Raw genomic sequence first — 24,404 nt, forward strand, 5'->3', positions numbered from 1 at the left:
TCGAGGTGGTCCGGCACGGTCTGCCTCTGCTTACCCCGGCAAGCAGAGGCAGAGCATCCGGGGAGGGGCGTCGGGGGAGGAGGGCGGCAGGTCGCTCGTCGCGCCGTCGGCCCCTGCCCACCGGTGTGGGCAGGGGCCGAGCATGCGGACGGGCAGGTCAGCGGCGGGCGGGTTCTTCCGCGCGGGCCGGCGCCGAGGGGAGTGCGGTGGCGGCGTCCCGGTTCTCCGGCAGGGGCGCGAAGCCGCGCAGCCGCAGCGAATTGGTGACGACGAACACCGAGCTGAACGCCATGGCCGCCCCGGCGATCATCGGGTTGAGCAGCCCGGCCATGGCCAGGGGGATCGCGGCCACGTTGTAGCCGAAGGCCCAGAACAGGTTGCCCTTGATCGTGGCCAGCGTGCGCCGGGCGAGCCGGATGGCGTCGGCCGCGGCCCGGAGGTCACCGCGCACCAGGGTCAGGTCGGAGGCCTCGATCGCCACGTCGGTGCCGGTGCCCATGGCCAGCCCGAGGTCGGCCCGGGCGAGGGCGGCCGCGTCGTTGACGCCGTCACCGACCATGGCCACGACCCGGCCCTCGGCCTGCAGCCGCGTCACCACGTCGACCTTCTCCCGGGGCAGCACCTCGGCGATCACCTCGTCGATGCCGACCTCGGCGGCCACGGTCCGCGCGGCGCGCGCGTTGTCGCCGGTGAGCAGGACCGGGGTGAGCCCCAGCCCGCGCAGCTGGGCGACCGCGGCGGCCGACGTGGGCTTGACCGCGTCGGCGACGACGAGCACCCCGCGCGCGGCTCCGTCCCATGCGACGGCGACCGCGGTGCGCCCCGCCTGCTCGGCCTCGTCCACGGCCCGCCGCAGCGCAGGGGGTAGCGGGGCGGACCGGTCGGCCAGCAGGCGCGGGCGGCCGACGACGACCGCGGCGCCGTCGACGACCCCGTGCACGCCGAGGCCCTCGACGGCGGTGAAGCCCTCGACGCCCGGCAGCGGACCGCGCTCGGCCGCCGCGGCGGCGACCGCCTGCGCGATCGGGTGCTCCGAGGCCGCCTCCAGGGCGCCGGCCAGCCGCAGCAGCCGGTCGGCGTCCTCGCCGTCGGCCGGGACGAGGTCCAGCAGCGTCATCCGACCCGTGGTCACGGTGCCGGTCTTGTCCAGGACCACGGTGTCGACCCGGCGGGTGCTCTCCAGCACCTCGGGGCCCTTGATCAGGATGCCCAGCTGCGCACCGCGGCCGGTGCCGACCATCAGCGCGGTCGGCGTCGCCAGTCCCAGCGCGCACGGGCAGGCGATGATGAGCACGGCGACCGCCGCGGTGAACGCCGCCGGCAGGCCCGCACCGGTGCCGATCCAGAAGCCGAGCGTGGCGACGGTCAGCACCAGGACGACCGGCACGAACACCCCGGAGATCCGGTCGGCCAGCCGCTGCACCTCCGCCTTGCCGTTCTGCGCGTCCTCGACCAGCCGGGCCATCTGCGCCAGCTGGGTCGCCGACCCGACGCGGGTGGCCCGCACGACCAGCCGGCCGCCGGCGTTCACCGTGCCGCCGACGACGGCGTCGCCCGCGCCCACCTCGACCGGCACCGACTCCCCGGTGAGCATCGAGGCATCGACGGCCGAGGAGCCCTCGGTCACCTCGCCGTCGGCCGCGATCTTCTCGCCGGGACGGACGACGAACAGGTCGCCCACCGCCAGCTGGTCGACCGGCACCCGCACCTCGGCGCCGCCGCGCAGCACCGAGACGTCCTTGGCCCCGAGCTTGAGCAGTGCGCGCAACGCGGCCCCGGCCCGCCGCTTGGACCGTGCCTCGAAGAACCGGCCGGCGAGGATGAACGTCGTGACCCCGGCGGCGGCCTCGAGGTAGATGTTGGCGCTGCCGTCGCTGCGCTCGATGGTCAGCTCGAAGGGGTGCACCATGCCCGGCGTCCCGGCCGTGCCCCAGAACAGGGCGTAGAGCGACCAGCCGAAGGCGGCGAGGGTGCCCAGCGAGACGAGCGTGTCCATCGTGGCCGCGCCGTGCCGGAGGTTGGTCCACGCGGCGCGGTGGAACGGGAGCCCGCCCCAGACGACCACCGGGGCGGCCAGGGTGAGCGACAGCCACTGCCAGTACTCGAACTGCAGCGCCGGCACCATCGCCATGGCGATCACCGGCACGCTGAGCAGCACGGAGACGAGCAGCCTGGTGCGGAGCGCTGCGACCGGATCGGCCTCGGGCCGCTCCTCCTCCGCCTCCGGCGGCGCGGGCAGCGTCGCCGTGTAGCCGGTCTTCTCGACGGTGGCGATGAGGTCGTCGGTGGTGACGTCGCCGGTGACGCTGACCTTCGCCTTCTCGGTGGCGTAGTTGACGGTGGCGGTGACCCCATCGAGCTTGTTGAGCTTCTTCTCGACGCGGGCGGCGCACGAGGCGCAGGTCATCCCGCCGATGAGCAGCTCGACGTCGGTCAGCGGCCCGGTGGGGGCGGTGGTCATCCGTGGTGCTCCTCGGTGGCGCCGGCGGTCACGGTGAACGCGGCCGTGCGGACGACGTCGCCGTGCCGGAAGTCCAGGAACAGCCGGTAGCTGCCCGGGGACGGCGTCGTCGTGGCGAAGGTGATGCCGGGGCCGGCGGGCGTCACGCCGTCGCCTGGCTCGCCGGTGGGGTGGACGTGCAGGTAGCCGAGGTCGCCGGCGCGGAGGGCCACCAGGTGCCCGTAGGCGCCGAGGTAGGGCTGCAGGTCGGTGACCGGGGCGCCGTCGCGGCGCACGGTGAGGGTCAGCTCCGACTCCTCGCCGGCCACCAGCTCGCCGTCCAGGGAGACCTCGTAGCCGTCGACCTCGGCGGTGCGCGATGGCGCGGGCAGGGGCAGCGGTGAGTAGTCGCCGGCGACGTCCAGGTCGGCGCCGAGCGTGCGGTCCTCGCCGTCGGCGGTGGCCGCGAAGTCGGCGAACACCCGCCACGAACCGGGGGAGAGGTCCAGCGGCACCTGCCACGTGCCGTCGGCGCCGAGCTCGGGGTGCACGTGCTGGTAGCCGGCCAGGTCGCGGCGGACCGCGACGAGGTGCAGGTCCTCGTCGTGGCGGACGGCGTAGTCGGTCACGGCACGGCCGTCCGGCCCCAGGATGCGGAAGGCGACCGGGACGTCGTCGCCCGCGGGCAGGGCGAGCCGGTCGAGGGCGAGGGTGTAGCCGTCCTCGGACACCGCGAGCCCGCCGGGGAGGTGTGCGGCGTCGCCCTCGTGAGCCGCGCCGGCTCCGTGGGCCGCCTCCCCGCCGGGCGCCATGTCGTGCGCGGCGCCGTCGGCCGCGGCCGGGCCGACCGGGCCGACGACCGCGCCGACGCCGGTGGCGGCACCGAAGACCGCGACCAGGCCGACGCCGAACGCGGCGAGTCTCGAGGGCGTGTTCATGGCGGGGTCGGTTCCCGGGGGCCGGTCAGCCGGCCAGCGAGTAACCGGCCTCCTCCACGGCGGCGCGGACGGCGGCGTCGTCGACCGGCGCCTCGCTGGACACGGTGAGGCCGCCGGACTCCAGGTCGACGTCGACGGTCTGCACGCCTGGGACGGCCGAGACCTCCTCGGTGACGGCGTTCACGCAGTGGCCGCAGGTCATGCCGACGACGGTGTAGCTGGCGGTGCTCATGGCGGTGTCCTTCCAGAGGGGAGTGCGGGGGAGGGTTCAGGAGCGCACGAGGCGGGCGATGGCTTCGGAGGCCTCGCGGACCTTCTCGTCGGCCTCGCGGCCACCGGCGCGGGCGGCGGCGACCACGCAGTGGCTCAGGTGCTCCTCCAGCAGGCCGAGGGAGACCGCCTGGAGCGCCTTGGTCATGGCCGAGACCTGGGTGAGGATGTCGATGCAGTATTTCTCGTCCTCGACCATCCGCTGCAGGCCGCGTGCCTGTCCCTCGATCCGGCGCAGGCGCTTGAGGTACTCGTCCTTGCGGTGGATGTAGCCGTGCTGGTGGTCGGGCGACTCCTCGGCCGGCGCCGTCGTGGCGTCCGGCTGGTCGGGAGTGGTCACTGCGGTCCTCCTGATCGGGCGGTCCGGGTGTCGACCGCCCGCCAGGAACTATACCCCCCTAGGGTTCCCGTGCAATCGGTCCGCCGTCCCGCTCCACCTCGTCGGAGCGCCGGGAGGCTGCGTCGGCGCGGAGCCGGTCGGCGTCCGCGCGGGCGTCGGCGAGCTGGTCCTGCAGGTCGACGATCGCCTCGGCCGAGGCGAGGGGGTGCCCGTCGTCGAGCAGGCCGCGCAGCCGGGCGGCCAGGCCGAGCTGGGTGCGGGAGTAGCGGCGGTGCCCACCGGCGGAGCGGGACGGCTGCAGGGCGCCCGAGGCATCGAGGCTGCGCAGGAAGGCGGCCTGCACGCCGAGCAGCTCGGCGGCCTGGCTCATCGTCAGCGCCGGGAAGTCGGGGTCGTCGAGGCGGTGCAGGGGGTCGCCGGCGTCGGTCATCGCCGTCTCCTCCGGATCGGGGTGCGGGGAAGAGCGGAGGGGCCGGACCCGCCGGGTCCGGCCCCTCCGGTTGCCGTCGTCAGTTCGTGACGGCCTCGTGCTCCGTGTCGGGCGCGTCGCCCTCGATGGTGCGGGGCTCCACCGCCGCCGGGGTGTCGGCGCGGGTGACGGTGATCTTGCGGGCCCGGGCCTTCTCGGCGACCGGGATGCTCACCGTGAGCACGCCGTCGTGGTAGCTGGCCTCGAGCCGGTCGGTGTCCAGGCTGCGGCCCAGGACCAGCTGTCGGGTGTAGCTGCCGTAGGGCCGCTCGGCGGCGACCCACTCCGCGTTCTCCAGGTGCGGGACCGAGCGCTCCGCGCTGATGGTCAGCGTGGTGCCCTCGACCGACAGGTCGATCGAGCCCGGGTCGACGCCGGGGAGGTCGAAGTGGGCGACGAAGTTGTCGCCGACCTTGTAGGCGTCCATCGGCATGCCCGACAGCGGGCGGGCGGTCATCGAGCCGGATCGCCCGGTCAGCTGGTCCAGCGCGCGGAAGGCGGCGGACGTGGCGGCGAACGGGTCGTAGGCGGTCAGCATCATGGATCGATACCTCCGGGGTCTCGCTGGTGTGTTCGCTGCCCGAGGAGTGAACCTCTAGTGGCGACTGGAGATTACCTCGGTCGAGCACCGGAGTAAACGTCTCAGTGCGTCGGATGTTCCCGCTTCCAGGCGGCGCTCAGGGCGCTGCTCCGGGAGATCGCCGCGGCGATCGCGAGCGGGACGAGGCCGAGGACCGCGGTGGTCCAGAGGCTGTTCCCGGTGCCGGCCGCCGGCGACTCCCGCGAGTGCAGGAGCGACCAGCCCAGGCCGAACAGCGGCAGGGTGACGACGCCGGTGCCCAGCGCCGCGGCGACCGCTCGGGCGACCCCCAGGTTCCGCGCGGCGAGGCCGGTCACCAGCGCCGGGACGAAGGTGAAGGCCCAGTGGAGGACCGGGATGACCGCGCCGGTCTCGAACTCGGCGTCGGCGGCCAGGACGAGCGCGTTCCACACCAGCGCCGCGGCGGCGAGCAGCGACACTGCCAGCCAGACCAGGAGCACCGGGTCCCGGGGCCGGAGGGCGGCGTCCCGCGCGGTCACGGCGGCGCCGACGAGCAGGCAGATCGCCGTCAGGCCCAGCACCAGCGCGGTGAGCGACGAGGGCACGGCTGCGACCTGGAAGCCGCCTTGCGCCCGCTCGGGCACCGCCCAGTCACGCTGCCCGACGAGGACCGCCACGACGGTGAGGACCGCGATCGCCACGACGGTCGCCCGGGGAAGCCAGGGTCCGGCCGGTCGGGGGTCCGAGGCGGAGGGCGCGGCCGGGTCCATGGCGCGGAGCCTGGCAGAGCGCGGGTCGGCGACGAGGACGGCGCGCGTGAACTCCACGCGACCGGGGCAGTGAGCACCGCATGGCCGAGAGCGCAGCGCAGAGCCCCGGGCAGGAGGACGAGCCGCAGGTGCGCGTCGCCGTCGACGGCGACGTCGTGTCGGTGACCGTCGAGGGCGAGCTCACCGAGGCCGCCCGCCGGCCGCTGGTGCGGGTCCTGACCGAGGAGCTGCTGTCCCGGCAGCCGCTGCGGCGGGTCGAGCTGGTGCTCGGCCGCGTCCCCTACATGAACTCCGCCGGCATCGCCGTGCTGGTGCAGCTGCAGCGCATGGCCGCTCCCAAGGGCGTGGACGTGGCGCTGGTGACGCCGTCGGCCGCGGTGGCCCGGCCGCTCCAGCTGACCGGGCTCTGGCACCGGTTCCCGATCCTGGACGCGAACGGCGCGGAGGTCGCCTCGGTCATCTCGCCCACCGGCCCCAGCGGGAGCCCGCGCGAGCACAGCTGACCCGGTGTCGGAGGCCGCCGTCGCGCGGCGGGCTCCTAGCCTGACCGGGTGCCCCCCAGCCACTCGCACAGCCACGGACCCGACCCCGACGCACCGCCGCCCAGCCCCGAGACGGTCCGCCTGCGCCGCCGTGCCGTGTGGCTGATGCTGCTGTTCCTCGTGCCCGTGGGCCTGGCGACCGTGGTGGGCCTGTTCGTCCTGTGGCCCACCGGCGAGCCGACCCGCGCCGAGCAGGTCGCCGCCACCTACCTGCCGCCCGGGACGACCTACCCCGAGGGTGAGGTGGTGTCGCTCGAGGAGTTCGACTGCGGCAACCCCGACCGGCCCGCGACCTGCGCCCGGGCGGTCGTGGAGGTCCTCGACGGCGAGGGGGCGGGCGACTTCCAGCAGATCGAGCTGGACGCCGTGGTCGTCGCCAACGGGGTGGAGGAGGGCGACACCCTGGTCCTCACCCGCGACACCTCGGCCGAGGACGGGGCGACGTACGGGTTCTACGATTACGCCCGCGGAGCTCCGATGATCACGCTGGCGGTCGCCTTCGCCGTCGTCGTCGGGCTGGTGGCGCGGTGGCGCGGCCTGGCCTCGCTGGTGGGCCTCGGTTTCGCCTTCTTCATCATGCTGCAGTTCATGCTGCCCGGCCTGCTGTCGGAGTCCTCGCCGACCATGGTCGCCCTGGTCGGCTCCGCGGCGATCATGTTCGTCGTCCTGTACCTCGCCCACGGCTTCACCGCCCGGACGACGACGGCGCTGATCGGCACGCTGTTCGGGCTCTTCCTGGTCGCCGTCCTCGGGTCGCTGTCGGTGTCGGCCGCCCGGCTGACCGGGCTGACCAGCGAGGACACGACCACGCTCAACAACTACGACCCGACCCTGAGCTTCTCCGGCCTGGTCCTCGCCGGGATCGTCGTCGCCGGGCTCGGCGTCCTCAACGACGTGACCATCACGCAGGCCTCGGCCGTGTGGCAGCTGCACGAGGTCGACCAGGGGATGACCTGGCGCACGCTGTACGACCGGGGCATGGCGGTCGGCCGCGACCACATCGCCTCGACCGTCTACACGATCGTCTTCGCCTACGCGGGCGCCGCCCTGCCGCTGCTGCTGCTCTTCGAGCTCTACAACCAGCCGTGGGACGTCGTCCTCACCTCCTCGGCCCTCGCCGAGGAGGTCATCCGGACCCTGGTGGGCTCGATCGCCCTGGTGCTGGCGGTGCCGGTGACGACGGCGGTCGGCGCGTTCTTCGCCAAGGCCGCGGGCACCTCCGCCGGCGAGGCGACCGAGCGCCGGATGACCGCGCTGCGCGCCCGGTTCGCCCGGTGAGCCAAGCTGTAGGCGTGTCCGACCTTCTGGAAGCCGCCTCCGCCGCCCCCGGGTTCATGCCCGACGACGAGGGCCGTGCCCTGTACGAGGTGGCCCGCACCGTCGCCGTCCCCGGTCCGCTGCTGGAGGTCGGCAGCTGGATGGGCCGGTCGGCGCTCTACCTGGCCGCCGCCGCGCGGGAGACCGGCCGGCAGGTGATCACCGTCGACCACCACCGCGGCTCCGAGGAGCACCAGCCCGGGTGGGAGTACCACGACCCGTCGCTGGTCGATCCCGCCGTCGGGCTGATCGACACGCTGCCCCGCTTCCGGCAGACCATCGCCACCGCCGGCGCCGAGGACGTCGTCGTCGCGATCGTCACCCGCTCCGAGGTGCTCGCACCGCTGTGGAGCACGCCGCTGGCGCTGCTGTTCCTCGACGGCAGCCACACCGAGGAGTCCGCGCGCCGAGACCAGGACGCCTGGGTGGCCAAGCTCGCCGTCGGCGGCACCCTCGCCATCCACGACGTCTTCCCCGACCCGGCCGACGGCGGCCAGGCGCCCTACGGCGTCTACACCCGCGTGCTGGAGTCCGGCGACTTCACCGAGCTGCCCGGCGTCGGCTCGATGCGGCTGCTGCGGCGCGACCGATGAGCGCGCGGGACGCCGACGCGCTCGCCGCCGAGCGGGCCGCGGCGCTGGCGCAGATCGAGGCACTGACCCGGGAGTTCGACGAGGTGGTGGCCGCGTCGAAGGCGTCCAACGCCGACGACGAGCACGACCCCGAGGGTGCCACCATCGCCTTCGAGCGGCAGCAGGTCGCGGCACTGCTCGACCAGGCCCGGCGGCGGCTGGCCGACGTCGACGCCGCGGTCACCGCCGTGGAGGCCGGCACCTACGGCCGCTGCGAGACCTGCGGCCGGCCCATCGCGGCCGAGCGGCTGGCCGCCCGCCCCGCGGCGCGCACCTGCATCGACTGCGCCCGCTGAGTCCTTCTCCCGGCGGGATGTCGAGAACACCCGCGCGGCTCCGTCCCCGGGGTGCACGCGGCCAGAATGGCCGAACATCACCGGAGGAGAGTCCGATGGCCAAGTACCTGCTGCTCAAGCACTACCGCGGCGCCCCGACCGAGCCCGGCTTCGAGCCGATGGACCGGTGGACGCCGGAGGAGATCACGGCGCACATCCAGTACATGACCGACTTCGCCGACCGGCTGCGCGAGGCCGGCGAGTTCGTCGGGGAGAACGCGCTGGCGCCCGACGGGATGTGGGTCCGCTACGACGGCGAGGGCCGTCCGCCGGTCACCGACGGGCCGTTCGCCGAGACCAAGGACCTGATCGCCGGGTACATGATCATCGACGTCGACGGGCCGGAGCGGGCCATCGAGCTGGCCGGTGAGCTGTCGGCGGCGCCGGGCAAGGACGGCAAGCCGATCCACGAGTGGCTCGAGGTCCGCCCCCTGTACGGCGAGCCCTCGCTCGTCGCGGAGTGACCGTGCCGCTCGACGAGGCCCTGGTGAGGAGCCTCGTGCCGGGCGTGCTCGGCGTCCTCGTCCGCCGCGGAGCCGACTTCGCGGCGGCCGAGGACGCCGTCCAGGAGGCGCTGGTCGAGGTGGTCCGGGTGTGGCCGGCCGACCCGCCGCGGGACCCGACGGGCTGGCTGGTCACCGTCGCGTGGCGCCGGTTCCTCGACGCGACCCGCTCGGAGGCCGCCCGTCGCCGGCGGGAGGAGCGCGTCGAGGAGGAGCCGGCGCCCGGCCCGGTGCCCGAGGCCGACGAGACGCTGCAGCTCTACTTCCTGTGCGCACACCCGTCCCTGTCGCCGTCGTCGGCGGTCGCGCTGACGCTGCGCGCCGTCGGCGGGCTGACCACGCGGCAGATCGCCGAGGCCTACCTCGTGCCCGAGGCGACGATGGCGCAGCGGATCAGCCGGGCGAAGCGGACCATCGCCGGCGCTCGGCTCGACCGGCCCGGCGACGTCGGCACCGTGCTGCGGGTCCTCTACCTCGTGTTCAACGAGGGCTACTCCGGGGACGTCGACCTGGTCGCCGAGGCCATCCGGCTCTGCCGGCAGCTCCGGGCGGCGCTGGACCACCCGGAGGTGGCCGGCCTGCTCGCCCTGATGCTGCTGCACGCGGCCCGGCGCCCGGCGCGCACGGCGCCCGACGGGAGCCTGGTGCCGCTGGCGGCCCAGGACCGCAGCCGCTGGGACACCACGGCGATCGCCGAGGGCGTGCAGATCCTGCAGACGGCGCTGTCGCGGGACCGGCTGGGGGAGTACCAGGTGCAGGCCGCCATCGCCGCCCTGCACGCCGACGCCCGCAGCGCCGCGGAGACCGACTGGGTGCAGATCGTCGAGTGGTACGACGAGCTGGTGCGGCTCACCGGCAGCCCGGTCGTCCGGCTCAACCGCGTGGTCGCGGTCGCCGAGTCCGACGGGCCCCGCGCCGGGCTTGCCGCGCTCGCCGAGCTGGCCCCGGGCCTGCCCCGGTACGCCGCCGTCGCGGCCTACCTGCACGAGCGCGACGGCGACCCGGCCACCGCGGCCCGGCTCTACGCCGAGGCGGCGCGGTCGGCGACCAGCCTCCCCGAGCGCGACCACCTGACCCGCGAGGCGGCCCGCCTCCGCGCGGCTCAGCTCACGTAGCGGCGGGCGGTGGAGCTGCGCTGCGCCGCCTCGAGCGCGGCGAAGCGGGCCTCGGCGTGCGGGGGCAGCACCCGGCGCTCGCGCAGCACCCAGGGCAGCCCGCGGACGGCGGCGAGCAGGGCCGCCGCGGTGATCCGGTCGCGCGGCACGGTGCGCAGCAGGTGCACGGTGCGGCGCAGCGCGGGGCGCAGCGGGCGGCGCAGCCACGTCGTCCACAGGGTGTTGCGGATGCCGTCGCGGCGGCGCCGGTGCGCGTCGCGGGCGCGGCTGGCCCGGTGGTGCACGGTGAGGGCCGGGAGGTAGCAGAGCTCCCAGCCGCGGGCGGCCAGGTCGCCGGCCATGAGCTCCTCCTCGCCGCCCAGCCAGAGCCGCTCGGAGAATCCGCCGACCTCCTGGAAGGCCGACCGCCGCAGCACGGAGGCGCCGGCGAGGAAGGAGCCCAGCGCCGGCCCGGGCAGCCACTCGGCGCCGCGCACAGGGGAGTCGCGCAGCTCGGGGACGATCGGGTCCTCGCGGCCGCCGGGCTCGACCAGGATCCGCGCGGTGACGACGGCCAGGCGCGGGTGGGCGTCGAGGGCATCGGCGGCGGTCCGCAGCGAGCCGGGGTCCCACCAGGTGTCGTCGTCGCAGAAGGCGACGTAGGGGGTGGCCAGCCGGGCGACGCCGACGTTGCGGCCGGTCGCGCCCAGGTTGACCGGGCTGGCCACGAGCTCGGCGGCCGGGAAGCGCTGCCGCACCGCCTCGGCGGTGCCGTCGGTCGAGCCGTTGTCCACGACGACGACGTGCGGCTGCTCCGGCAGGGCGAGCAGCCGGTCCAGCGCGCCGAGCACCTCGTCGCGCCGCTGGTGGGTGATGACCACGACGGCCACCCGCGGGTCCTCGTTCACCCCGACGCCAGGGTCCGGAGGTCGGCGCGCACCCGCGGCGGCACCGGCCGGCGGCTGCGGAGGGCGGCGGGCAGGTCGCGCACCGAGCGACCCACCCCGGTGAGGCCCGGCCGGCCGGCCCGCGCCGCCGCGACGAGGACCCGAGCGACGTCGACAACGGGCAACCGCATCACGGCGGTGAGCAACCGGCTCCGCCAGATCGCCGCCTGGCGCCGAGCCGGGGCGTCACGGTGCGGAGAGGGGTGGTGGTGCACGGTCACCCGGTCGACGTAGGCCATCGACCAGCCGGCGGTCGCCAGGTCGAGGGCCAGCCGCTCCTCCTCGCCGGGGAAGCGGACCACGTCGTCGAACCCGCCGGCCTGCTCGAACGCCTCGGTGCGCACCAGGGCGCCGCAGGCGACGAAGCCCAGCAGGGCGGGCCCGGGCAGGCCGTCGCCGGGCAGCGGGCTCTCCGCCATCTCCGCGCACACCGGGTCCAGCCGCTCCTCGGGGCCGACCAGGATGCGGGCGTTGAGGACGGCGAGGCGCGGGTGCTCCCGCATGACCGCCACGGCGCGGGCCAGGTCGCCCGGTGCCCACCAGGAGTCGTCGTCGGCGAAGGCCACGAACGGGGTGCCGGTCCGGGCGGTGCCCACGGTACGGGCGAAGGCGCCGAGGTTCCGCTCGAGCGGGACCACCGTGACCTCGGGATGCTCCGCACGCACCGCGTCGACCGTGCCGTCGGTGGAGCCGTTGTCGACGAGCACCACCGGCGCCTCGTGGCGGGCGAGGGTGACCAGGAGCTCCGCCCGCCGGTTGCGGCTGGCGACCACGACGGTCACCTCGGCGGTCGGGGTGGGGCGGGACGACGTCACGGATGGACGGTGCCCGCACCTCCTGCCAGCCAACCGGCCGTGCGCGCGCCGTCGTCGACGGTTCCTGCTGCGGGCAGCGCCTCCGGGTGGGCGAAGAGGCCCGCGGCGGGGGTGGCGCCGGAGAGCGCGTCGGCGGCCAGCAGCACCGCGGCGGCGGTCCACGTGGTGCGCTCGATCGGCCAGCGGACGTCGTCGGCGAAGACGAACCCGGTCCAGTACGAGCCGTCGTCGTCCCGCAGGTGCTGCATCGCCGCGACCTGCTCCAGCGCGGCGTCCCGCTGCCCGGCGACGACCAGGGCGAGCGCCAGCTCGCAGGTCTCGGCCCCGGTCACCCACGGCCGGTCGGAGACGCACCGGGCGCCCAGGCCGGGGACGACGAACGTGTCCCAGCCGGCGGCCAGCCGGTCGCGGGCCTGCTCGCCGGTCACCGCGCCGCCCAGGATCGGGTAGTACCAGTCCATCGAGAACCGCGAGCGGTCGGCGAACGCGTCGGGGCGGGTGCGCAGCGCCGTCCCGAGGTCGCCGACGGCCACCTCCCAGTCCGGCTGCGGCCGGCCGACCAGGCCGGCCAGGGCGATGCCGCAGCGCAGCGCCTGGAAGAGGCTCGCGTTGCCGGTGAGCAGCGCGAGGGCGTCCGGCGTCCGGTCCGGGCGGAGGGCCCAGCCGATGGCGCCGCCGTCGAGCTGCATGGCGACGACCAGTTCCAGGCCGCGGCGGACCACCGGCCACAGCTCTGCGACGAACCGCTCGTCGGCGGTGATCAGCCAGTGGTGCCACAGACCGACGGCGAGGTAGCCGGCGTGGTTGCTCTCCACGCCCGCCGACACCTCGGCGCCGTCGCGGTACTCGGCGGCCCAGGACCCGTCGGGGCGCTGCCGGCCGGCCAGCCAGCGGTAGGCGGCGCGGGCGCGGTCGTGCTCGCCGCCGAGGTCCAGGGCCATGGCCGCCTCGACGGAGTCCCACGGGTCGAGCTGACCGCCCCGGAACCAGGGGAGGGCGCCGTCGGCGTCCTGCTGCGCGGCGATCCAGGAGACGGTGGTCCGCACCTGGTCGCCGGTCAGCACCCCGGGCAGCTCCGGGAGCAGCCGGGGGGCGTCAGCCGGCAAGGGCCCGCTCCGCCTCGATCGGCGCGGAGCCGGCCGCCGTCGCGGGCTTGTCGGCGTAGATCACGAAGCTCTTGCCGAACACCGGGTCCATCAGCTTCTCGGCGGTCCGGGTGAGCCACGGGCGGTGCATGAGGTCCCACACCAGGAGCCGGTGGTAGGCCCGCACGGCGGTGTTGTCCTCGTTCTCCACGCCGACCGCGCACTTGAGCCACCAGAAGGGGGCGTGCAGCGAGTGGGCGTGGTGCGTGCGGCCGGGCACCAGACCCACCGAGGCGAGCCGGTCGCGCAGGACGGTGCCGCGGTAGATGCGGATGTGCCCGCCCTCGTTGGCGTGGTACTCGTCGGACAGCGCCCAGCAGATCCGCTCCGGGCCGTAGCGCGGCACGGTGATGACCATCCGGCCGCCCGGCTTCAGCACCCGGAAGATCTCCGCCATCGCCGTCACGTCGTCCGGGATGTGCTCGAGCACCTCCGAGGCCATGACCCGGTCGACGCTGGCGTCGGGGAACGGCAGGTGCAGCAGGTCGCCGCGGACCACCTCGAAGCGGGCCGGTGTGCCGTCGGGCCGCAGCCCGGCCTCGCCGGCCTCGCCGATCGCACCCAGCCACCGCTTGGTGGTCTCGACCTCGGACGTGCCCCAGTCGACCGCGACGACGTCGGCGCCCCGGCGGTAGGCCTCGAAGGCGTGCCGTCCCTCGCCGCAGCCGAGGTCGAGGACGCGCATCCCCGGCCGGAGGTCGAGGAGGTCGTAGTCGACGGTCAGCAAGGACGTCCCTTCCGTTCCAGGGTCTGCGCGTACCAGTCGGCGGTGCGCTCGGCGGTGGCCCGCCAGGTGTAGGTGTCCAGGACCCGGCGCCGGCCGGCGCGGCCCAGCTGCTCGCCGAGCGACGGCGAGTCGAGCACCAGCTTCAGCGCCGCGGTGAGCTCACCGACGTCGCCCGCCTTCACCCGCAGCCCGGCCTTCGTGCCCACGACCTCGGGCAGCGCGCCTGCGTCGGTGGTGACCAGCGGTGCGCCGCACGCCATGGCCTCGATCGCGGGCAGGGAGAAGCCCTCGTACAGCGACGGGATGGCGACCACCGTGGCCCGCTGCATCAGGTCGATGAGCTCGGACTCGGGCACCGGCCCGGTGAAGCGGACGGCGTCGTGCAGGCCCAGCCGGTCCCGCGTGGTCTCCGCAGGACCACCCGGGCGCGCGCTGCCGACGACGGTGAGGGTGACCGGCCGCTCGGTGCGCAGCTTGGCCACCGCCTCGAGCAGGTGCACCAGGCCCTTGAGCGGGACGTCGGCGCTGGTGACGACCAGGATCGAGTCGGTGTCGCGGGCCTGCCCCTCCGGTGGCGGCGTGAAGGTGCCCGGGTCGATGCCGACGGGGATGACGTCGATGGCCTCCGGCGGCACGCCCATGTAGGTGCCGATGTCGCGCCGCGAGCTCTCCGAGACCGTGGTGACCGCGTCGAGCCGGCGCACGACCTTCGCCTGCATCCGGGTGAAGGCGTACCAGCGGCGCAGCGTCAGCTTGCGGTGGAGCGACGGGGCGGCGGCCAGGTCCAGCTCGCGGTCGATCGCCACCGGGTGGTGCACGGTGGCGACGGTGGGCAGCCCGGCCCGGGTGAGCCGCAGCAGCCCGTAGCCCAGCGACTGGTTGTCGTGGACGACGTCGAACTCGTCGGCGCGGGGGAGGAGGTGCCGGGCCGCGCGCAGGGTGAAGGTCAGCGGCTCGGGGAAGCCGGCGGCGCACATGGTGGCCCACTCGGCGACGTCGATCCAGTCGCGGAACTCCGAGGGCCGGGGCATCCGGAACGGGTCGGGCTCGCGGTAGAGGTCGAGGCTGGGCAGCTTGGTGAGCGGGACGCCGTCGTCCAGCTCCGGGTAGGGCTGGCCGCTGAAGACCTCGACGCGGTGGCCCAGCTCGGCCAGTTCCCGGGACAGCGCGCGGACGTAGACGCCCTGGCCGCCGCCGTGCGGCTTGCTCCGGTAGGACAGCAGTGCGATGCGCAGCGACCGTCCCATGGTCGGGGACCCTACCGAGGCCCCTTCCCGCCCCCGGCCACCAGAGGGGCGCAGACCCCCGTCCGGGTGGCGGGAGCACCTGCGAAGCTGGACGACATGATCCGTCACGTCGTCACCTTCACCTGGCAGCCGACGGCCGGTGAGGAGCGGGTGGGGGCCGCGCTCACCGCCCTCCGTGGGCTCCGCAACGAGGTGGGGGGCATGAGCTCCTTCGTCGTCGCGGAGGACGCCGGGCTGTCCGACGGCAACGCCTCGGCGGTGCTGATCGCCGACTTCCCGGACGCCGAGGCGTTCTACCGGTACGCCCAGGACCCGGTGCACCTGTCGGTCGTCGCGGAGTTCGTGCGGCCGATCCTCGCCTCCCGCGCCGCGGTGCAGTACCAGGCCTGACCCCCGCCGCCCCGGTCTCCCGTTACCGTCGGCCCATGTCGACGACGTCCCGCCTGCGCGGCCCGCTCGCCGCCGGGCTGCTCGCCACCGCCGTGCTGACCGGGTGCGGCGGGGAGGACCCGGCGGACGACGCCGCGCCCACCGGCGCCAAGGCCTCGGAGGCGTCCGCGAAGCCGGAGCCGGAGGCCGATCTCGCCACCGGCCTGCTGGGCGCCGACGACTTCGGGCCCACGGCGGTGGTCACGGCGGTCTCGCGGGAGGAACTCGAGGACGGTGCGGGCGAGTCCACCGCGCTGGCCAGGGGCGCGGAGGTCACCCCGGCGGAGTGCAGCGCGGCGGTGCAGGGAACCCAGCCGGACTTCAGCGACTTCGAGGACGTCGCCGCCGTGAGCGCCGTCGACGAGACGACCGCGACCATCCAGATGCTGATCCGCGGCGGCCCCGTCGAGGGATCGGTCCAGCAGCTCGCCGATACGGCCGTGCGCTGCTCCGAGGTGCAGGTCACCGCGCCGAGCCTGGGGCAGGTCGTCGTCTCAGGGGTGTTCGAGAACCTGCCGGCCCCGGACCTGGGCGACGATGCCGCAGTGGTGCTCTACACCACCACCCTGGACCTGCCCGACGGGACGCAGGGGTCGATGCCGATGCTGCTGGGTGCCGTCGAGGACGGCGACCGGCTCGTCTTCCTGACGTCGCTGCCGGCGAATCCGACCGGTGCGGACGCACCTCTGGACGCCGCGGCGTTCACCGCGCTGCTCGAGCGGGCCCACGAGACCCAGGCCGCCGCGCTCGACTGATCCACAGGGGGCGGGCGGATCCACAGATGACCGCGGACGGCCCCGCCCGGGCCGGCCGGCGAGCACGGTCGGCGCATGGACTTCCGCGACCCGGCACCGATCCCCTTCCGCGTACCTCCGGACGCCCCGCCCGACCCCCTGGTCCGCATCGGTGATCCCGGCGACCTCGCCGCCGGCCTGCCCCAGCTGCTGGGCTACCGGCCCGACGAGTCGGTCGTGCTCGTCGGGCTCGGCGGGGAGACGGGACGCCGGGTCGGGCTGACCGTGCGGGCCGACCTCCCGCCGGCCGGGCAGGCACGGGAGCTGGCGGCGGTCCTGGCGCGCAGCCTGGCCACGGACGAGCCGCGGGCGGCGCTGGCCGTCCTGGTGTCCGAGGCCCCCGACGAGCCGCTCGTCCCGGGCGGAGGACGCGGCACCGACCTGCCGCACCGGTTGCTCCTGCACGAGCTGGTGCTGGCGCTGGACGCGGTCGGCCTCCCGCTGGAGCAGGCGCTGCTGGTGCGCGGCGACCGGTGGTGGGACTACGACTGCCCCGCCGCCTGCTGCGCCCCGGACGGCGGCACCCCGCTCCCCACGGCCGTCGGGGAGCTGGAGGTGGCGGCCGTCGCCTCCGGCACCGTCGTGGCGGCCCATCGCGGCGCCCTGGCCGACCGGCTGGCGCCACCGGGGGAGTCCGCCTGCGCGGCGATGGAGGCGGTCGTCCTCCGGGTGGGGCTGGAGGGGCCCGTCGCCCGGTCGGCGGGTCGCCGGCGGATCCGGTCGGCGGTCGCCCGCTCCCGACCGGGCAGCGACCGGACCCGCCTCGGTGACGAGGAGATCGCCCGGATCGTCTGGAGCCTCCGGCAGCCCGAGGTGCGGGACGGCGCGCTGCTGCTCTCGCTGGACGACGCTGCGGCGGCCGAGGCGCTGTGGACCGAGTGCACCCGGCGGGCGCCCTCGCCGCTGGACGCCTTCCCGGCGGCGCTGGTGGCGCTCTGCTCGTGGCTCCGCGGTGACGGCGCGATGGCGAACACCGCCCTGGACCGGGCCCTGGACAGCGAGCCGGGCAACCCGCTCGCGGGGCTGCTGCGTGATGCGCTCGACGCCTGGGTCGCGCCGCGGCAGCTCCGCGCGCTGCTGGTCGAGGCCGGTCGCTGTGCCGGTGTGCCCGGTGCGTCGGCGCGCTGACGCACCCGGCGGCGCGGCGGGTGGGTCAGAGCAGCGCGGGCCGCTGCCAGGGCTCGTCCAGGACGTGCTCGGCGAGGAAGGCCAGCACCGTCTCGTACCAGACCGTCGAGTTGCCGGGGGTGAGCACCCAGTGGTTCTCGTCCGGGAAGTACAGGAACTTCGAGGGCACCCCCCGCTTCTGCAGGTCGTACCAGAGGTGCAGCGCCTCCCCGACGGGCACCCGGTAGTCCTTGTCGCCGTGGATGACCAGCATCGGGGTCCGGATGGCGTCGGCGTAGCGGTGCGGCGAGTTCTTCTCGTAGCGGCCCGGGTCGGCCAGCGGGTCGCCCCACTCCTTCTCCCAGTAGTAGGCCGCATCCGTGGTGCTGGTGAAGGAGTCGATGTGCCACAGGCCCGCGTGGCTGACGATCGCTTGGAACCGGTCGGTCTGCGTGGCGATCCAGTTGGCCATGTAGCCGCCGAAGGAGCCGCCCATCGCCGCCGTCCGCGACGCGTCGATGTCGGGGCGCTGCTCGACCGCGTCCACCGCCGCCATCAGGTCGGTGTAGGGCGCCTCGCCCCACCGACCCCAGCCGCGGCGCACGAAGTCCTGCCCGAACCCCTGCGACAGCGCCGGGTTGGGCAGCAGCACCGCGTACCCGCGGGCGGCCAGTACCCAGGGGCACCACCGCCACGACCAGGAGTTCCAGCTCATCAGCGGGCCGCCGTGGATCCACAGCACCAGCGGCGCGGGGGAGTCGGCCGAGGCGCCCTCGGGCAGGACCAGCCAGGACTGCACGCGGGTGCCGTCGGCCGCGGTGGCCTCCACCTCGTGCAGCGTGCCCGGGAGGGTGTCGACGGTGCCGGGGCTCGGCAGCGGCTCCGGCTCCAGCCCGGTCGCCACGGGATCGAGCCGGACCGGGACCGGCGGCGAGTCGTAGGCCGAGCGCAACGCGTACAGGGCGCTGCCGTCCGCGGCGACCTGCAGGTGGCTGTAGGCGCCGTCCCCGGCCAGCCGCACCGGGGCGCCCCCGTCCACGGGCACCCGGAAGACGGCGTGCCGGCCGTCGTCGTCGGCGAGGAAGTAGACGGCCGCGCCGTCGGCGGCGAACTGCGGGGCGCTCGGCCACCGGTCCACGTCGGGGGTCAGGTCGCGGACGGTGCCCTCGGCCACGTCGACGAGCAGCAGCGTGTAGTTCGGCGGCTCGGCGAAGGTCGACAGCGACTCCCGGACGCACACGATCGCCGCGCCGTCGGGGGAGAAGGCCGCGCCGTAGACGTCGGCCAGCGGGTCGTCGACCAGCACCCGGGTGCCGCTGCCGTCGGTGGCGGTGACGACCAGCCGGTTGCGCCGCCCCGCCGGACCGTCGGGCACCTCCTCGGAGCGCACCAGCAGACGCCCGTCGGGGGAGAGGGTGAACTCCTCGCCGGCCCCGTGCGGCGGGGTGGCCTCGGGTGTCAGGTCGCGCAGAGGCACCGGCTCCTCGGACTCCTCGGTTGGTGCCGGGCCGGCCCAGAACAGGTGCGGCGCGGCGGGCCCGAGGTCGTGGTCCCAGTGGCGCACCGGGTAGGTCTCGTGGAGCACCGCCGTGACGCCGGCGTCCGCACGCGCCTTGCGGCGCTCCTCGTCGGCCTCGGCCTCCGCGCCCCCGGGCAGGGTCGGAGCCGCCACGACGACGTCGCCGGAGTCCGCCGCGACGGCGACGCCCGAGATGCCGCCCGGCCTGCTGAGCACCGGCCGCGCCTCGCCACCGCCCGCGGGCAGGCTCCAGAGGGCCGGCGTCGGCTCGCCCGGCTCGGCGGCCGTCGGGTCGGGGCGGGCGGAGATGAACAGCAGCGAGCCGTCGGGCGCCCACACCGGGGAGGACTCACCCGGCGCGCTGCGGGTGAGCCGCCGTGCGGGGCGGGCGCCGGTGGGGTCGACCTCCCACAGCGCCGACTGCCACTTCTTCTTCGCCGGGTCCAGCGTGGCCACCGAGACCGCCAGCCGGGAGCCGTCCGTGGACAGGGCCAGCGCACCGATCCGGGGCAGCGCGGCGAAGTCGGCCAGCCGGAGGAACGGGTGGCCCGGGTCGTCGGTCTCGCCCACCTCCGGGTCGGGCGCGGCGGCGGAGGGGTCGGCGGCGGAGGGGTCGGACGGGCTCACCGGGACCTGCTTCCAGGAGGGGTCGACGTCGGGCCCACCGTAGTGAGCGCCGGCGCCCTCCGCGGCCGGGGCTGTGGTGCCCCGTCAGAGCAGGGGCGCGGCCTCCAGCGGGGTGAGCTCCTCGTCGACGGCGCTCACGAACATGTGCCGCGCCACCTCGAGGGGCAGCTGGTAGCCGTCCAGGCTCACCGCGCCGTCGACCACCCGGGCCTGCATCGTCACGCCCGGACGGATGCCCTGCTCGGCCAGCTCCCGCAGCAGCTCGGCGTTCTCCTGCAGCTGCTCGCTGATCCGCCGGACGACGACGGGGCGCCCCTCCTCGGTGGCCGTCGTCGACAGCACGGTGAGGGCGTCGAGCACCGGGGAGGTCTCGCCACCGAGCGGCTCGTCGCCGCGCAGCGCCTCGAGGCCCGGGATCGGGTTGCCGAACGGCGAGACGCGCGGGTTGCCCAGCAGCGCCAGCAGCCGGCGCTCCACCGCCTCGCTCATGACGTGCTCCCAGCGGCACGCCTCCTCGTGGACGTCGGCGTAGTCCAGGCCGATGACGTCGACGAGCAGGCACTCGGCCAGCCGGTGCTTGCGCATGACGGCGGTGGCCAGCTGGCGGCCCTCCTCGGACAGCTGCAGGTGCCGGTCGCCCTCCACCGTGAGCAGGCCGTCGCGCTCCATGCGGGCGACCGTCTGGCTCACGGTGGGGCCGCTCTGGTGCAGACGCTCCGCGATCCGGGCCCGGAGAGGGGTGATCCCCTCTTCCTCGAGCTCGAAGATGGTGCGGAGGTACATCTCGGTGGTGTCGATCAGGTCGTTCACGCAGCACTCCTCCGGGTCGACGCCCAGTCTAGAGGCGCGATGCGGCCGCACCCGGTCGCCCGCGTCGGCGTGCAGGGGGCGCGTCCGCCCGTGACCGCCGGTAGCGTCGCCCTCGTCGGCCTCCCGGGCCGGCGCGTGGCACGGGGAGGTCCGGTTGAGCGACTCGGTCGCCGTCGTCTGGGACGACAGCCTGCTCGGCTACACCATGGGCGGGGAGCACCCTCTGCACCCGGTGCGGCTGGACCTCACCATGCGCCTGGCCGACGGCCTGGGCGTGCTGAGCAGCGACCGGGTGCGGGTGCTGCGTCCCACGCCGGCGGGTGCCGACCTGCTCGAGCTGGTGCACGACCCGGTGTACCTGGACGCGGTCCGCCGGGCGCCGTCGGATCCCACGGTCGGGCACGGCCTCGGGACGTCGGACAACCCGATCTTCCCGGGCATGTACGACGCCGCCGCGCTGATCACCGGCGGCAGCCTCCTGGCCGCGGAGCAGGTGCACAGCGGGGCGGCCCAGCACGCGGTGAACATCTCCGGCGGGCTGCACCACGCGATGCGCGACGCCGCGTCGGGCTTCTGCGTCTTCAACGACGCCGCCGTGGCCATCGCGTGGCTGCTGGGGAAGGGCTACGAGCGGATCGCCTACGTCGACCTCGACGTGCACCACGGTGACGGCGTCCAGGCCGCCTTCTACGAGGACCCCCGGGTGCTCACGGTGAGCATCCACCAGACCCCGCTGACCCTCTGGCCGGGCACCGGCTTCCCCGAGGAGACCGGGGACGCGGAGAAGGCCTCGGGCAGCGCGGTCAACCTGGCCCTGCCCAACGGCACCGAGGACTCCGCCTGGCTTCGTGCGTTCACCGCCGTCGTGCCCAGCGTGCTGCGGGCGTTCGACCCGCAGATCATCGTCACCCAGTGCGGGTGCGACGCCCACCACGAGGACCCGCTGGCCGACCTCGGTCTGACCATCGACGGGCAGCGCGCCAGCTACCGGGCGATGCACGAGCTGGCCCACGAGCTCTGCGACGGGCGCTGGATCGCCCTCGGCGGCGGTGGGTACGGGCTGGTGCGCGCCGTGCCCCGCGCCTGGACGCACCTGCTCGCCGAGGCGGCCGGCTCACCGCTGGACCCGGCCACGGAGATCCCGCAGTCCTGGCGCGACGACGTCGTCGCCCGCGGCCTGCGCGCCCGGCCGCCGACGCACATGACCGAGGGCGGCTACACCGGCTTCGCCCGCTGGGACGCGTTCACCGAGTCCCGCGTGGACCGCTCGATCATGCGCACGCGCCGGGCCAGCTTCCCGCTGTTCGGCCTGGACCCGGACGACCCGCGTGACTAGCGGGGAGGCGACGGTGGAGGAGGTGCCCACGCCGCCGCCGCACTGGGAGGCCGACATCGTCGCCGCCGACGGCGGCACGGTGCACCTGCGCCCGATCCGTCCCGACGACGCCGACGGCCTCACCGGCCTGATGGACCGGAGCAGCGACCAGACCCGCTACTACCGGTTCTTCGGGCCGATGAAGCGGCTCTCGGCCAAGGAGCTGCACCGCTTCACCCACGTCGACCACGACGCCCGCGTCGCGTTCGTCGTGCTGCTCGGCGACCAGGTGATCGGGGTGGGCCGCTACGACCGCTACCCCGGCACCGACGATGCCGAGGTGGCCTTCCTCATCGAGGACGCCCACCAGCGCCGCGGCCTGGGCTCGGTCCTGCTCGAACACCTCGCCGCGGCCGCCCGCGAGCGCGGCATCAAGCGGTTCGTCGCCGAGGTGCTGGCCCAGAACAGCTCGATGGTGCGGGTCTTCCAGGACGCCGGCTACAAGTCGCAGCGCTCCTACGAGGACGGCGTCGTCCACCTGTCCTTCCCGATCGAGCCGACCGAGCAGGCCCTCGCCGTCGCCTACGAGCGCGAGCAGCGCAGCGAGTCGCGGTCGATCGCCCGCCTGCTCACGCCGTCGTCGGTCGCCGTGGTGGGTGCCAGCAACGACCCGGGCAAGATCGGCAACGCGCTGCTCCGGCACCTGCTGGACTACGGCTTCGCCGGGCCGGTCTACCCGGTCAACCCGTCGGCCCGGCACGTCCGCGGGGTGCCCGCCTACGCGGACATCGAGTCCATCCCCGACGACGTCGACCTGGCACTGGTGGCCGTGCCGGCCGACGAGGTGGCCGGCGTCGTCGAGGCGTGCCGGCGCAAGCGGGTGCGCGGCCTGGTCGTGGTCTCCGGCGGGTTCGGCGAGAGCGGGGCCGAGGGGCGGGAGGCCGAGCGCCGGCTGGTCGCCTCCGCCCGGGCCTCCGGCATGCGCGTGGTCGGCCCGAACTGCCTGGGCGTCGTCAACACCGACCCCGCGCTGCGGCTCAACGCCTCGCTGGCCCCGATGGTCCCCGGCCGCGGGCGGGTCGGCTTCTTCGCCCAGTCCGGCGCGCTCGGGGTCGCGCTGCTCGAGCGGGCCCGCAGCCGCGGCATCGGCCTGTCCACCTTCGTCTCGGCGGGCAACCGGGCCGACGTCAGCGGCAACGACCTGCTCCAGTACTGGGCCACCGACCCGGGCACCGAGGTCGTGCTCCTGCACCTGGAGAGCTTCGGCAACCCGCGCAAGTTCGCCCGCCTGGCGCGCACGGTCGGCCGCACCAAGCCGGTCGTGGCGGTGAAGAGCGGCCGGCACGTCGGCGTCACCCCCGGTCTGGCCGGTACCTCGGTCGCGGTCCCCGAGCAGTCCGTGGCCGCGCTGTTCGCCTCCGCCGGCGTCATCCGCGTCGAGACGGTGGCCCAGATGTTCGACGTCGGCACCCTGCTGGCCCACCAGCCGCTGCCCGACGGCGACCGCGTGGCGATCGTCGGGAACTCCACGGCCATCGGCGTGCTGGTCGCCGACGCCGTGCTCGAGGAGGGGCTGGCGCTCGCCCACGAGAAGCCGGTCGACATCGGCGTGGACGGCACGCCCGAGCAGTTCCGCGACGCCCTGCAGGCAGCGGTCGACGACGACGGCGTGGACGCGGTCATCGCGGTGTTCCTGCCGCCGCTGATGTCGGGGTCCCACGAGTTCGGACCCGCCCTGCGCGACGTCGCGGCGGGCTCGACCAAGCCGGTGCTGGCCAGCTTCCTGTCCGCGGAGGGCGTGCCCCCGGACCTCGCCGTCCTCGACGAGCACGGCATGCCGGCCCGCGGGTCGGTGCCCTCCTACAGCACCCCGGAGCGCGCCGTCATCTCGCTGGCCAAGGTCGCCGAGTACGCCCGCTGGCGCCGCCGCCCGGTGGGGGACGTCCCCGAGCTCCCCGACGTCGACGAGGAGGCCGCGCGGACCGTCGTGCGCCAGGTGCTGGCCTCGGCGCCGGCCGGCCGCGAGCTGGACGACGACGAGCTGATGGCGCTGCTGGGCGCGTACGGCGTCCCGCTGCTGCGCACCCGCACCGTGACAGGGCCCGAGGCGGCGGTGGCCGCGGCCGCGGAGGTCGGGTACCCGGTCGTGCTGAAGTCGACGGCGCCGTGGCTCCGGCACCGCTCGGACCTGGGCGGGGTCCGGCTGGACCTGGCCGACGCCGATGCGGTGCGCACCGCCTACGCCGCCATCCCCTCCGGTGACCCGGTGATCGTGCAGGAGATGGCTGCGCCCGGCGTCGCGACGGTGGTCGAGATCGTCGACGACCCGTCCTTCGGTGCGCTGGTGAGCTTCGGCGTCGGGGGAGTGGCCACCGAGCTGCTCGGCGACCGGGCGTTCCGCACCCTGCCGCTCACCGACCTGGACGCCGCCGAGCTGGTGCGTGGACCGCGGGCCTGGCCGCTGCTGGACGGGTGGCGCGGCTCGGAGCCGGTGGACACCGCCGCGCTGGAGGACCTGCTGCTCCGGGTCGCCCGGCTGGCCGACGACCTGCCCGAGGTGCTGCGGCTGACCCTGGAGCCGGTCATCGTCGGCCCGGCCAACCCCTGGCACGGCGGCCGCTCGCTGGTGGTCGCCGGCGGCACGGCGCGGGTCGGGCCGCCCACCGCCCGCGTCGACCCCGGCCCCCGCCGGATGCGCAGCCCGCTCTGAAAGAGGACCCCTCTGCCCCCC

General features: G+C 75.3%; 25 protein-coding genes. 11 read left to right on the forward strand and 14 right to left on the reverse strand.

The genetic code is table 11. From position 1 onward, the window contains the following. Nucleotides 1-157 precede the first annotated feature (157 nt). The 7 genes from DQ239_RS17715 to DQ239_RS17745 all read right to left on the reverse strand — a co-directional run bounded on the left by DQ239_RS17715 (nt 158) and on the right by DQ239_RS17745 (nt 5,768). Entirely contained in the window at nt 158-2,461 is a 2,304-nt protein-coding gene (locus DQ239_RS17715; RefSeq protein ID WP_113835735.1) for a heavy metal translocating P-type ATPase, read from the reverse strand. Beyond that, nucleotides 2,458-3,378, reverse strand: coding sequence for a hypothetical protein (locus DQ239_RS17720; RefSeq protein ID WP_113835736.1), 921 nt, complete (start codon nt 3,376-3,378; stop codon nt 2,458-2,460). Before DQ239_RS17720 ends, DQ239_RS17715 begins: the two co-directional genes overlap by 4 nt. 25 nt (nt 3,379-3,403) lie before the next feature. Next, nucleotides 3,404-3,610: a heavy-metal-associated domain-containing protein gene (locus DQ239_RS17725; RefSeq protein ID WP_113835737.1), complete on the reverse strand. Its 207-nt coding sequence runs from the start codon at nt 3,608-3,610 to the stop codon at nt 3,404-3,406. A gap of 36 nt (nt 3,611-3,646) precedes the next feature. After that, entirely contained in the window at nt 3,647-3,916 is a 270-nt protein-coding gene (locus DQ239_RS17730; protein ID WP_113835779.1) for a metal-sensitive transcriptional regulator, read from the reverse strand. Nucleotides 3,917-4,046: 130 nt separating this feature from the next. After that, nucleotides 4,047-4,418 (reverse strand): MerR family transcriptional regulator, encoded by a 372-nt coding sequence (locus tag DQ239_RS17735; protein ID WP_113835738.1) that lies wholly within the window; start codon nt 4,416-4,418, stop codon nt 4,047-4,049. Between the two features lie 79 nt (nt 4,419-4,497). Then, nucleotides 4,498-4,998 carry an Hsp20/alpha crystallin family protein gene (locus tag DQ239_RS17740; protein ID WP_113835739.1) on the reverse strand — a complete coding sequence of 167 codons (501 nt, stop codon included), beginning with the start codon at nt 4,996-4,998 and terminating at the stop codon, nt 4,498-4,500. Nucleotides 4,999-5,099: 101 nt separating this feature from the next. Then, on the reverse strand, nt 5,100-5,768 hold the full coding sequence (locus DQ239_RS17745; protein WP_147252159.1) for a hypothetical protein: 669 nt from the start codon (nt 5,766-5,768) through the stop codon (nt 5,100-5,102). Nucleotides 5,769-5,848: 80 nt separating this feature from the next. On the opposite strand from DQ239_RS17745, the gene DQ239_RS17750 reads away from it, so the two are divergent. The 6 genes from DQ239_RS17750 to DQ239_RS17775 all read left to right on the forward strand — a co-directional run bounded on the left by DQ239_RS17750 (nt 5,849) and on the right by DQ239_RS17775 (nt 10,212). Further along, nucleotides 5,849-6,271: an STAS domain-containing protein gene (locus tag DQ239_RS17750; RefSeq protein WP_113835741.1), complete on the forward strand. Its 423-nt coding sequence runs from the start codon at nt 5,849-5,851 to the stop codon at nt 6,269-6,271. Nucleotides 6,272-6,319: 48 nt separating this feature from the next. Then, on the forward strand, nt 6,320-7,588 hold the full coding sequence (locus tag DQ239_RS17755; RefSeq protein ID WP_113835742.1) for a YibE/F family protein: 1,269 nt from the start codon (nt 6,320-6,322) through the stop codon (nt 7,586-7,588). Nucleotides 7,589-7,602: 14 nt separating this feature from the next. Continuing rightward, the gene (locus DQ239_RS17760) at nt 7,603-8,220 is read left to right on the forward strand and encodes a class I SAM-dependent methyltransferase (RefSeq protein WP_233489455.1); all 618 of its coding nucleotides are present in this window, start codon (nt 7,603-7,605) and stop codon (nt 8,218-8,220) included. Continuing rightward, the gene (locus DQ239_RS17765) at nt 8,217-8,555 is read left to right on the forward strand and encodes a TraR/DksA C4-type zinc finger protein (RefSeq protein WP_113835743.1); all 339 of its coding nucleotides are present in this window, start codon (nt 8,217-8,219) and stop codon (nt 8,553-8,555) included. The genes DQ239_RS17760 and DQ239_RS17765 overlap by 4 nt, the downstream gene beginning before the upstream one ends. 95 nt (nt 8,556-8,650) lie before the next feature. After that, nucleotides 8,651-9,058 (forward strand): YciI family protein, encoded by a 408-nt coding sequence (locus DQ239_RS17770; protein ID WP_113835744.1) that lies wholly within the window; start codon nt 8,651-8,653, stop codon nt 9,056-9,058. A gap of 2 nt (nt 9,059-9,060) precedes the next feature. After that, on the forward strand, nt 9,061-10,212 hold the full coding sequence (locus DQ239_RS17775; protein ID WP_233489456.1) for a sigma-70 family RNA polymerase sigma factor: 1,152 nt from the start codon (nt 9,061-9,063) through the stop codon (nt 10,210-10,212). Here DQ239_RS17775 and DQ239_RS17780 read toward each other — a convergent pair. Genes DQ239_RS17780 through DQ239_RS17800 form a run of 5 tightly spaced genes read right to left on the reverse strand, consistent with a single transcriptional unit; the run spans nt 10,200 to nt 15,072 of the window. Continuing rightward, a complete protein-coding gene (locus tag DQ239_RS17780; RefSeq protein ID WP_199583138.1) occupies nt 10,200-11,099 on the reverse strand; it encodes a glycosyltransferase in 900 nt (299 codons plus the stop codon). The genes DQ239_RS17775 and DQ239_RS17780 overlap by 13 nt on opposite strands. After that, nucleotides 11,096-11,953 carry a glycosyltransferase gene (locus DQ239_RS17785; RefSeq protein WP_233489457.1) on the reverse strand — a complete coding sequence of 286 codons (858 nt, stop codon included), beginning with the start codon at nt 11,951-11,953 and terminating at the stop codon, nt 11,096-11,098. The genes DQ239_RS17780 and DQ239_RS17785 overlap by 4 nt, the downstream gene beginning before the upstream one ends. Beyond that, nucleotides 11,950-13,059 carry a prenyltransferase gene (locus DQ239_RS17790; protein WP_233489458.1) on the reverse strand — a complete coding sequence of 370 codons (1,110 nt, stop codon included), beginning with the start codon at nt 13,057-13,059 and terminating at the stop codon, nt 11,950-11,952. Before DQ239_RS17790 ends, DQ239_RS17785 begins: the two co-directional genes overlap by 4 nt. Beyond that, nucleotides 13,049-13,825, reverse strand: coding sequence for a class I SAM-dependent methyltransferase (locus DQ239_RS17795; protein ID WP_113835746.1), 777 nt, complete (start codon nt 13,823-13,825; stop codon nt 13,049-13,051). The genes DQ239_RS17790 and DQ239_RS17795 overlap by 11 nt, the downstream gene beginning before the upstream one ends. Beyond that, on the reverse strand, nt 13,819-15,072 hold the full coding sequence (locus DQ239_RS17800) for a glycosyltransferase family 4 protein (RefSeq protein WP_113835747.1): 1,254 nt from the start codon (nt 15,070-15,072) through the stop codon (nt 13,819-13,821). The genes DQ239_RS17795 and DQ239_RS17800 overlap by 7 nt, the downstream gene beginning before the upstream one ends. A 96-nt stretch (nt 15,073-15,168) precedes the next feature. Here DQ239_RS17800 and DQ239_RS17805 point away from each other — a divergent pair, with 96 nt between their 5' ends. The 3 genes from DQ239_RS17805 (at nt 15,169) to DQ239_RS17815 (ending at nt 17,423) form a co-directional block, all read left to right on the forward strand. Continuing rightward, the gene (locus tag DQ239_RS17805; RefSeq protein ID WP_113835748.1) at nt 15,169-15,462 is read left to right on the forward strand and encodes a Dabb family protein; all 294 of its coding nucleotides are present in this window, start codon (nt 15,169-15,171) and stop codon (nt 15,460-15,462) included. Nucleotides 15,463-15,497: 35 nt separating this feature from the next. Then, nucleotides 15,498-16,256 carry a hypothetical protein gene (locus tag DQ239_RS17810; RefSeq protein ID WP_113835749.1) on the forward strand — a complete coding sequence of 253 codons (759 nt, stop codon included), beginning with the start codon at nt 15,498-15,500 and terminating at the stop codon, nt 16,254-16,256. Nucleotides 16,257-16,331: 75 nt separating this feature from the next. Then, on the forward strand, nt 16,332-17,423 hold the full coding sequence (locus DQ239_RS17815; RefSeq protein WP_113835750.1) for a DUF4192 domain-containing protein: 1,092 nt from the start codon (nt 16,332-16,334) through the stop codon (nt 17,421-17,423). Between the two features lie 25 nt (nt 17,424-17,448). Here DQ239_RS17815 and DQ239_RS17820 read toward each other — a convergent pair whose 3' ends face one another. Together DQ239_RS17820 and DQ239_RS17825 are read right to left on the reverse strand one after the other, a co-directional pair. After that, nucleotides 17,449-19,548 (reverse strand): S9 family peptidase, encoded by a 2,100-nt coding sequence (locus tag DQ239_RS17820; protein ID WP_113835751.1) that lies wholly within the window; start codon nt 19,546-19,548, stop codon nt 17,449-17,451. Between the two features lie 84 nt (nt 19,549-19,632). Next, nucleotides 19,633-20,358 (reverse strand): metal-dependent transcriptional regulator, encoded by a 726-nt coding sequence (locus DQ239_RS17825; RefSeq protein ID WP_113835752.1) that lies wholly within the window; start codon nt 20,356-20,358, stop codon nt 19,633-19,635. 154 nt (nt 20,359-20,512) lie between these two features. Between DQ239_RS17825 and DQ239_RS17830 the strand changes: the two genes are divergently transcribed. Together DQ239_RS17830 and DQ239_RS17835 are read left to right on the forward strand one after the other, a co-directional pair. Continuing rightward, nucleotides 20,513-21,694 carry an acetoin utilization protein AcuC gene (locus tag DQ239_RS17830; protein WP_113835753.1) on the forward strand — a complete coding sequence of 394 codons (1,182 nt, stop codon included), beginning with the start codon at nt 20,513-20,515 and terminating at the stop codon, nt 21,692-21,694. Further along, nucleotides 21,687-24,383, forward strand: coding sequence for a bifunctional GNAT family N-acetyltransferase/acetate--CoA ligase family protein (locus tag DQ239_RS17835; protein ID WP_113835754.1), 2,697 nt, complete (start codon nt 21,687-21,689; stop codon nt 24,381-24,383). Before DQ239_RS17830 ends, DQ239_RS17835 begins: the two co-directional genes overlap by 8 nt. Nucleotides 24,384-24,404 lie beyond the last annotated feature (21 nt).

Origin of the sequence: Blastococcus sp. TF02-09, assembly GCF_003319105.1 — a bacterium.
Taxonomy (GTDB): Bacteria; Actinomycetota; Actinomycetes; order Mycobacteriales; family Geodermatophilaceae; genus Blastococcus.

Excerpts from the sequence above, each read along its gene's own strand:
- DQ239_RS17715 (WP_113835735.1), bottom strand. The coding sequence starts at position 2,461 with ATGACCACCGCCCCCACCGGGCCGCTGACCGACGTCGAGCTGCTCATC.
- DQ239_RS17720 (WP_113835736.1), bottom strand. The coding sequence starts at position 3,378 with ATGAACACGCCCTCGAGACTCGCCGCGTTCGGCGTCGGCCTGGTCGCG.
- DQ239_RS17725 (WP_113835737.1), bottom strand. The coding sequence starts at position 3,610 with ATGAGCACCGCCAGCTACACCGTCGTCGGCATGACCTGCGGCCACTGC.
- DQ239_RS17735 (WP_113835738.1), bottom strand. The coding sequence starts at position 4,418 with ATGACCGACGCCGGCGACCCCCTGCACCGCCTCGACGACCCCGACTTC.
- DQ239_RS17740 (WP_113835739.1), bottom strand. The coding sequence starts at position 4,998 with ATGATGCTGACCGCCTACGACCCGTTCGCCGCCACGTCCGCCGCCTTC.
- DQ239_RS17745 (WP_147252159.1), bottom strand. The coding sequence starts at position 5,768 with ATGGACCCGGCCGCGCCCTCCGCCTCGGACCCCCGACCGGCCGGACCC.
- DQ239_RS17750 (WP_113835741.1), top strand. The coding sequence starts at position 5,849 with ATGGCCGAGAGCGCAGCGCAGAGCCCCGGGCAGGAGGACGAGCCGCAG.
- DQ239_RS17765 (WP_113835743.1), top strand. The coding sequence starts at position 8,217 with ATGAGCGCGCGGGACGCCGACGCGCTCGCCGCCGAGCGGGCCGCGGCG.
- DQ239_RS17770 (WP_113835744.1), top strand. The coding sequence starts at position 8,651 with ATGGCCAAGTACCTGCTGCTCAAGCACTACCGCGGCGCCCCGACCGAG.
- DQ239_RS17800 (WP_113835747.1), bottom strand. The coding sequence starts at position 15,072 with ATGGGACGGTCGCTGCGCATCGCACTGCTGTCCTACCGGAGCAAGCCG.
- DQ239_RS17805 (WP_113835748.1), top strand. The coding sequence starts at position 15,169 with ATGATCCGTCACGTCGTCACCTTCACCTGGCAGCCGACGGCCGGTGAG.
- DQ239_RS17810 (WP_113835749.1), top strand. The coding sequence starts at position 15,498 with ATGTCGACGACGTCCCGCCTGCGCGGCCCGCTCGCCGCCGGGCTGCTC.
- DQ239_RS17815 (WP_113835750.1), top strand. The coding sequence starts at position 16,332 with ATGGACTTCCGCGACCCGGCACCGATCCCCTTCCGCGTACCTCCGGAC.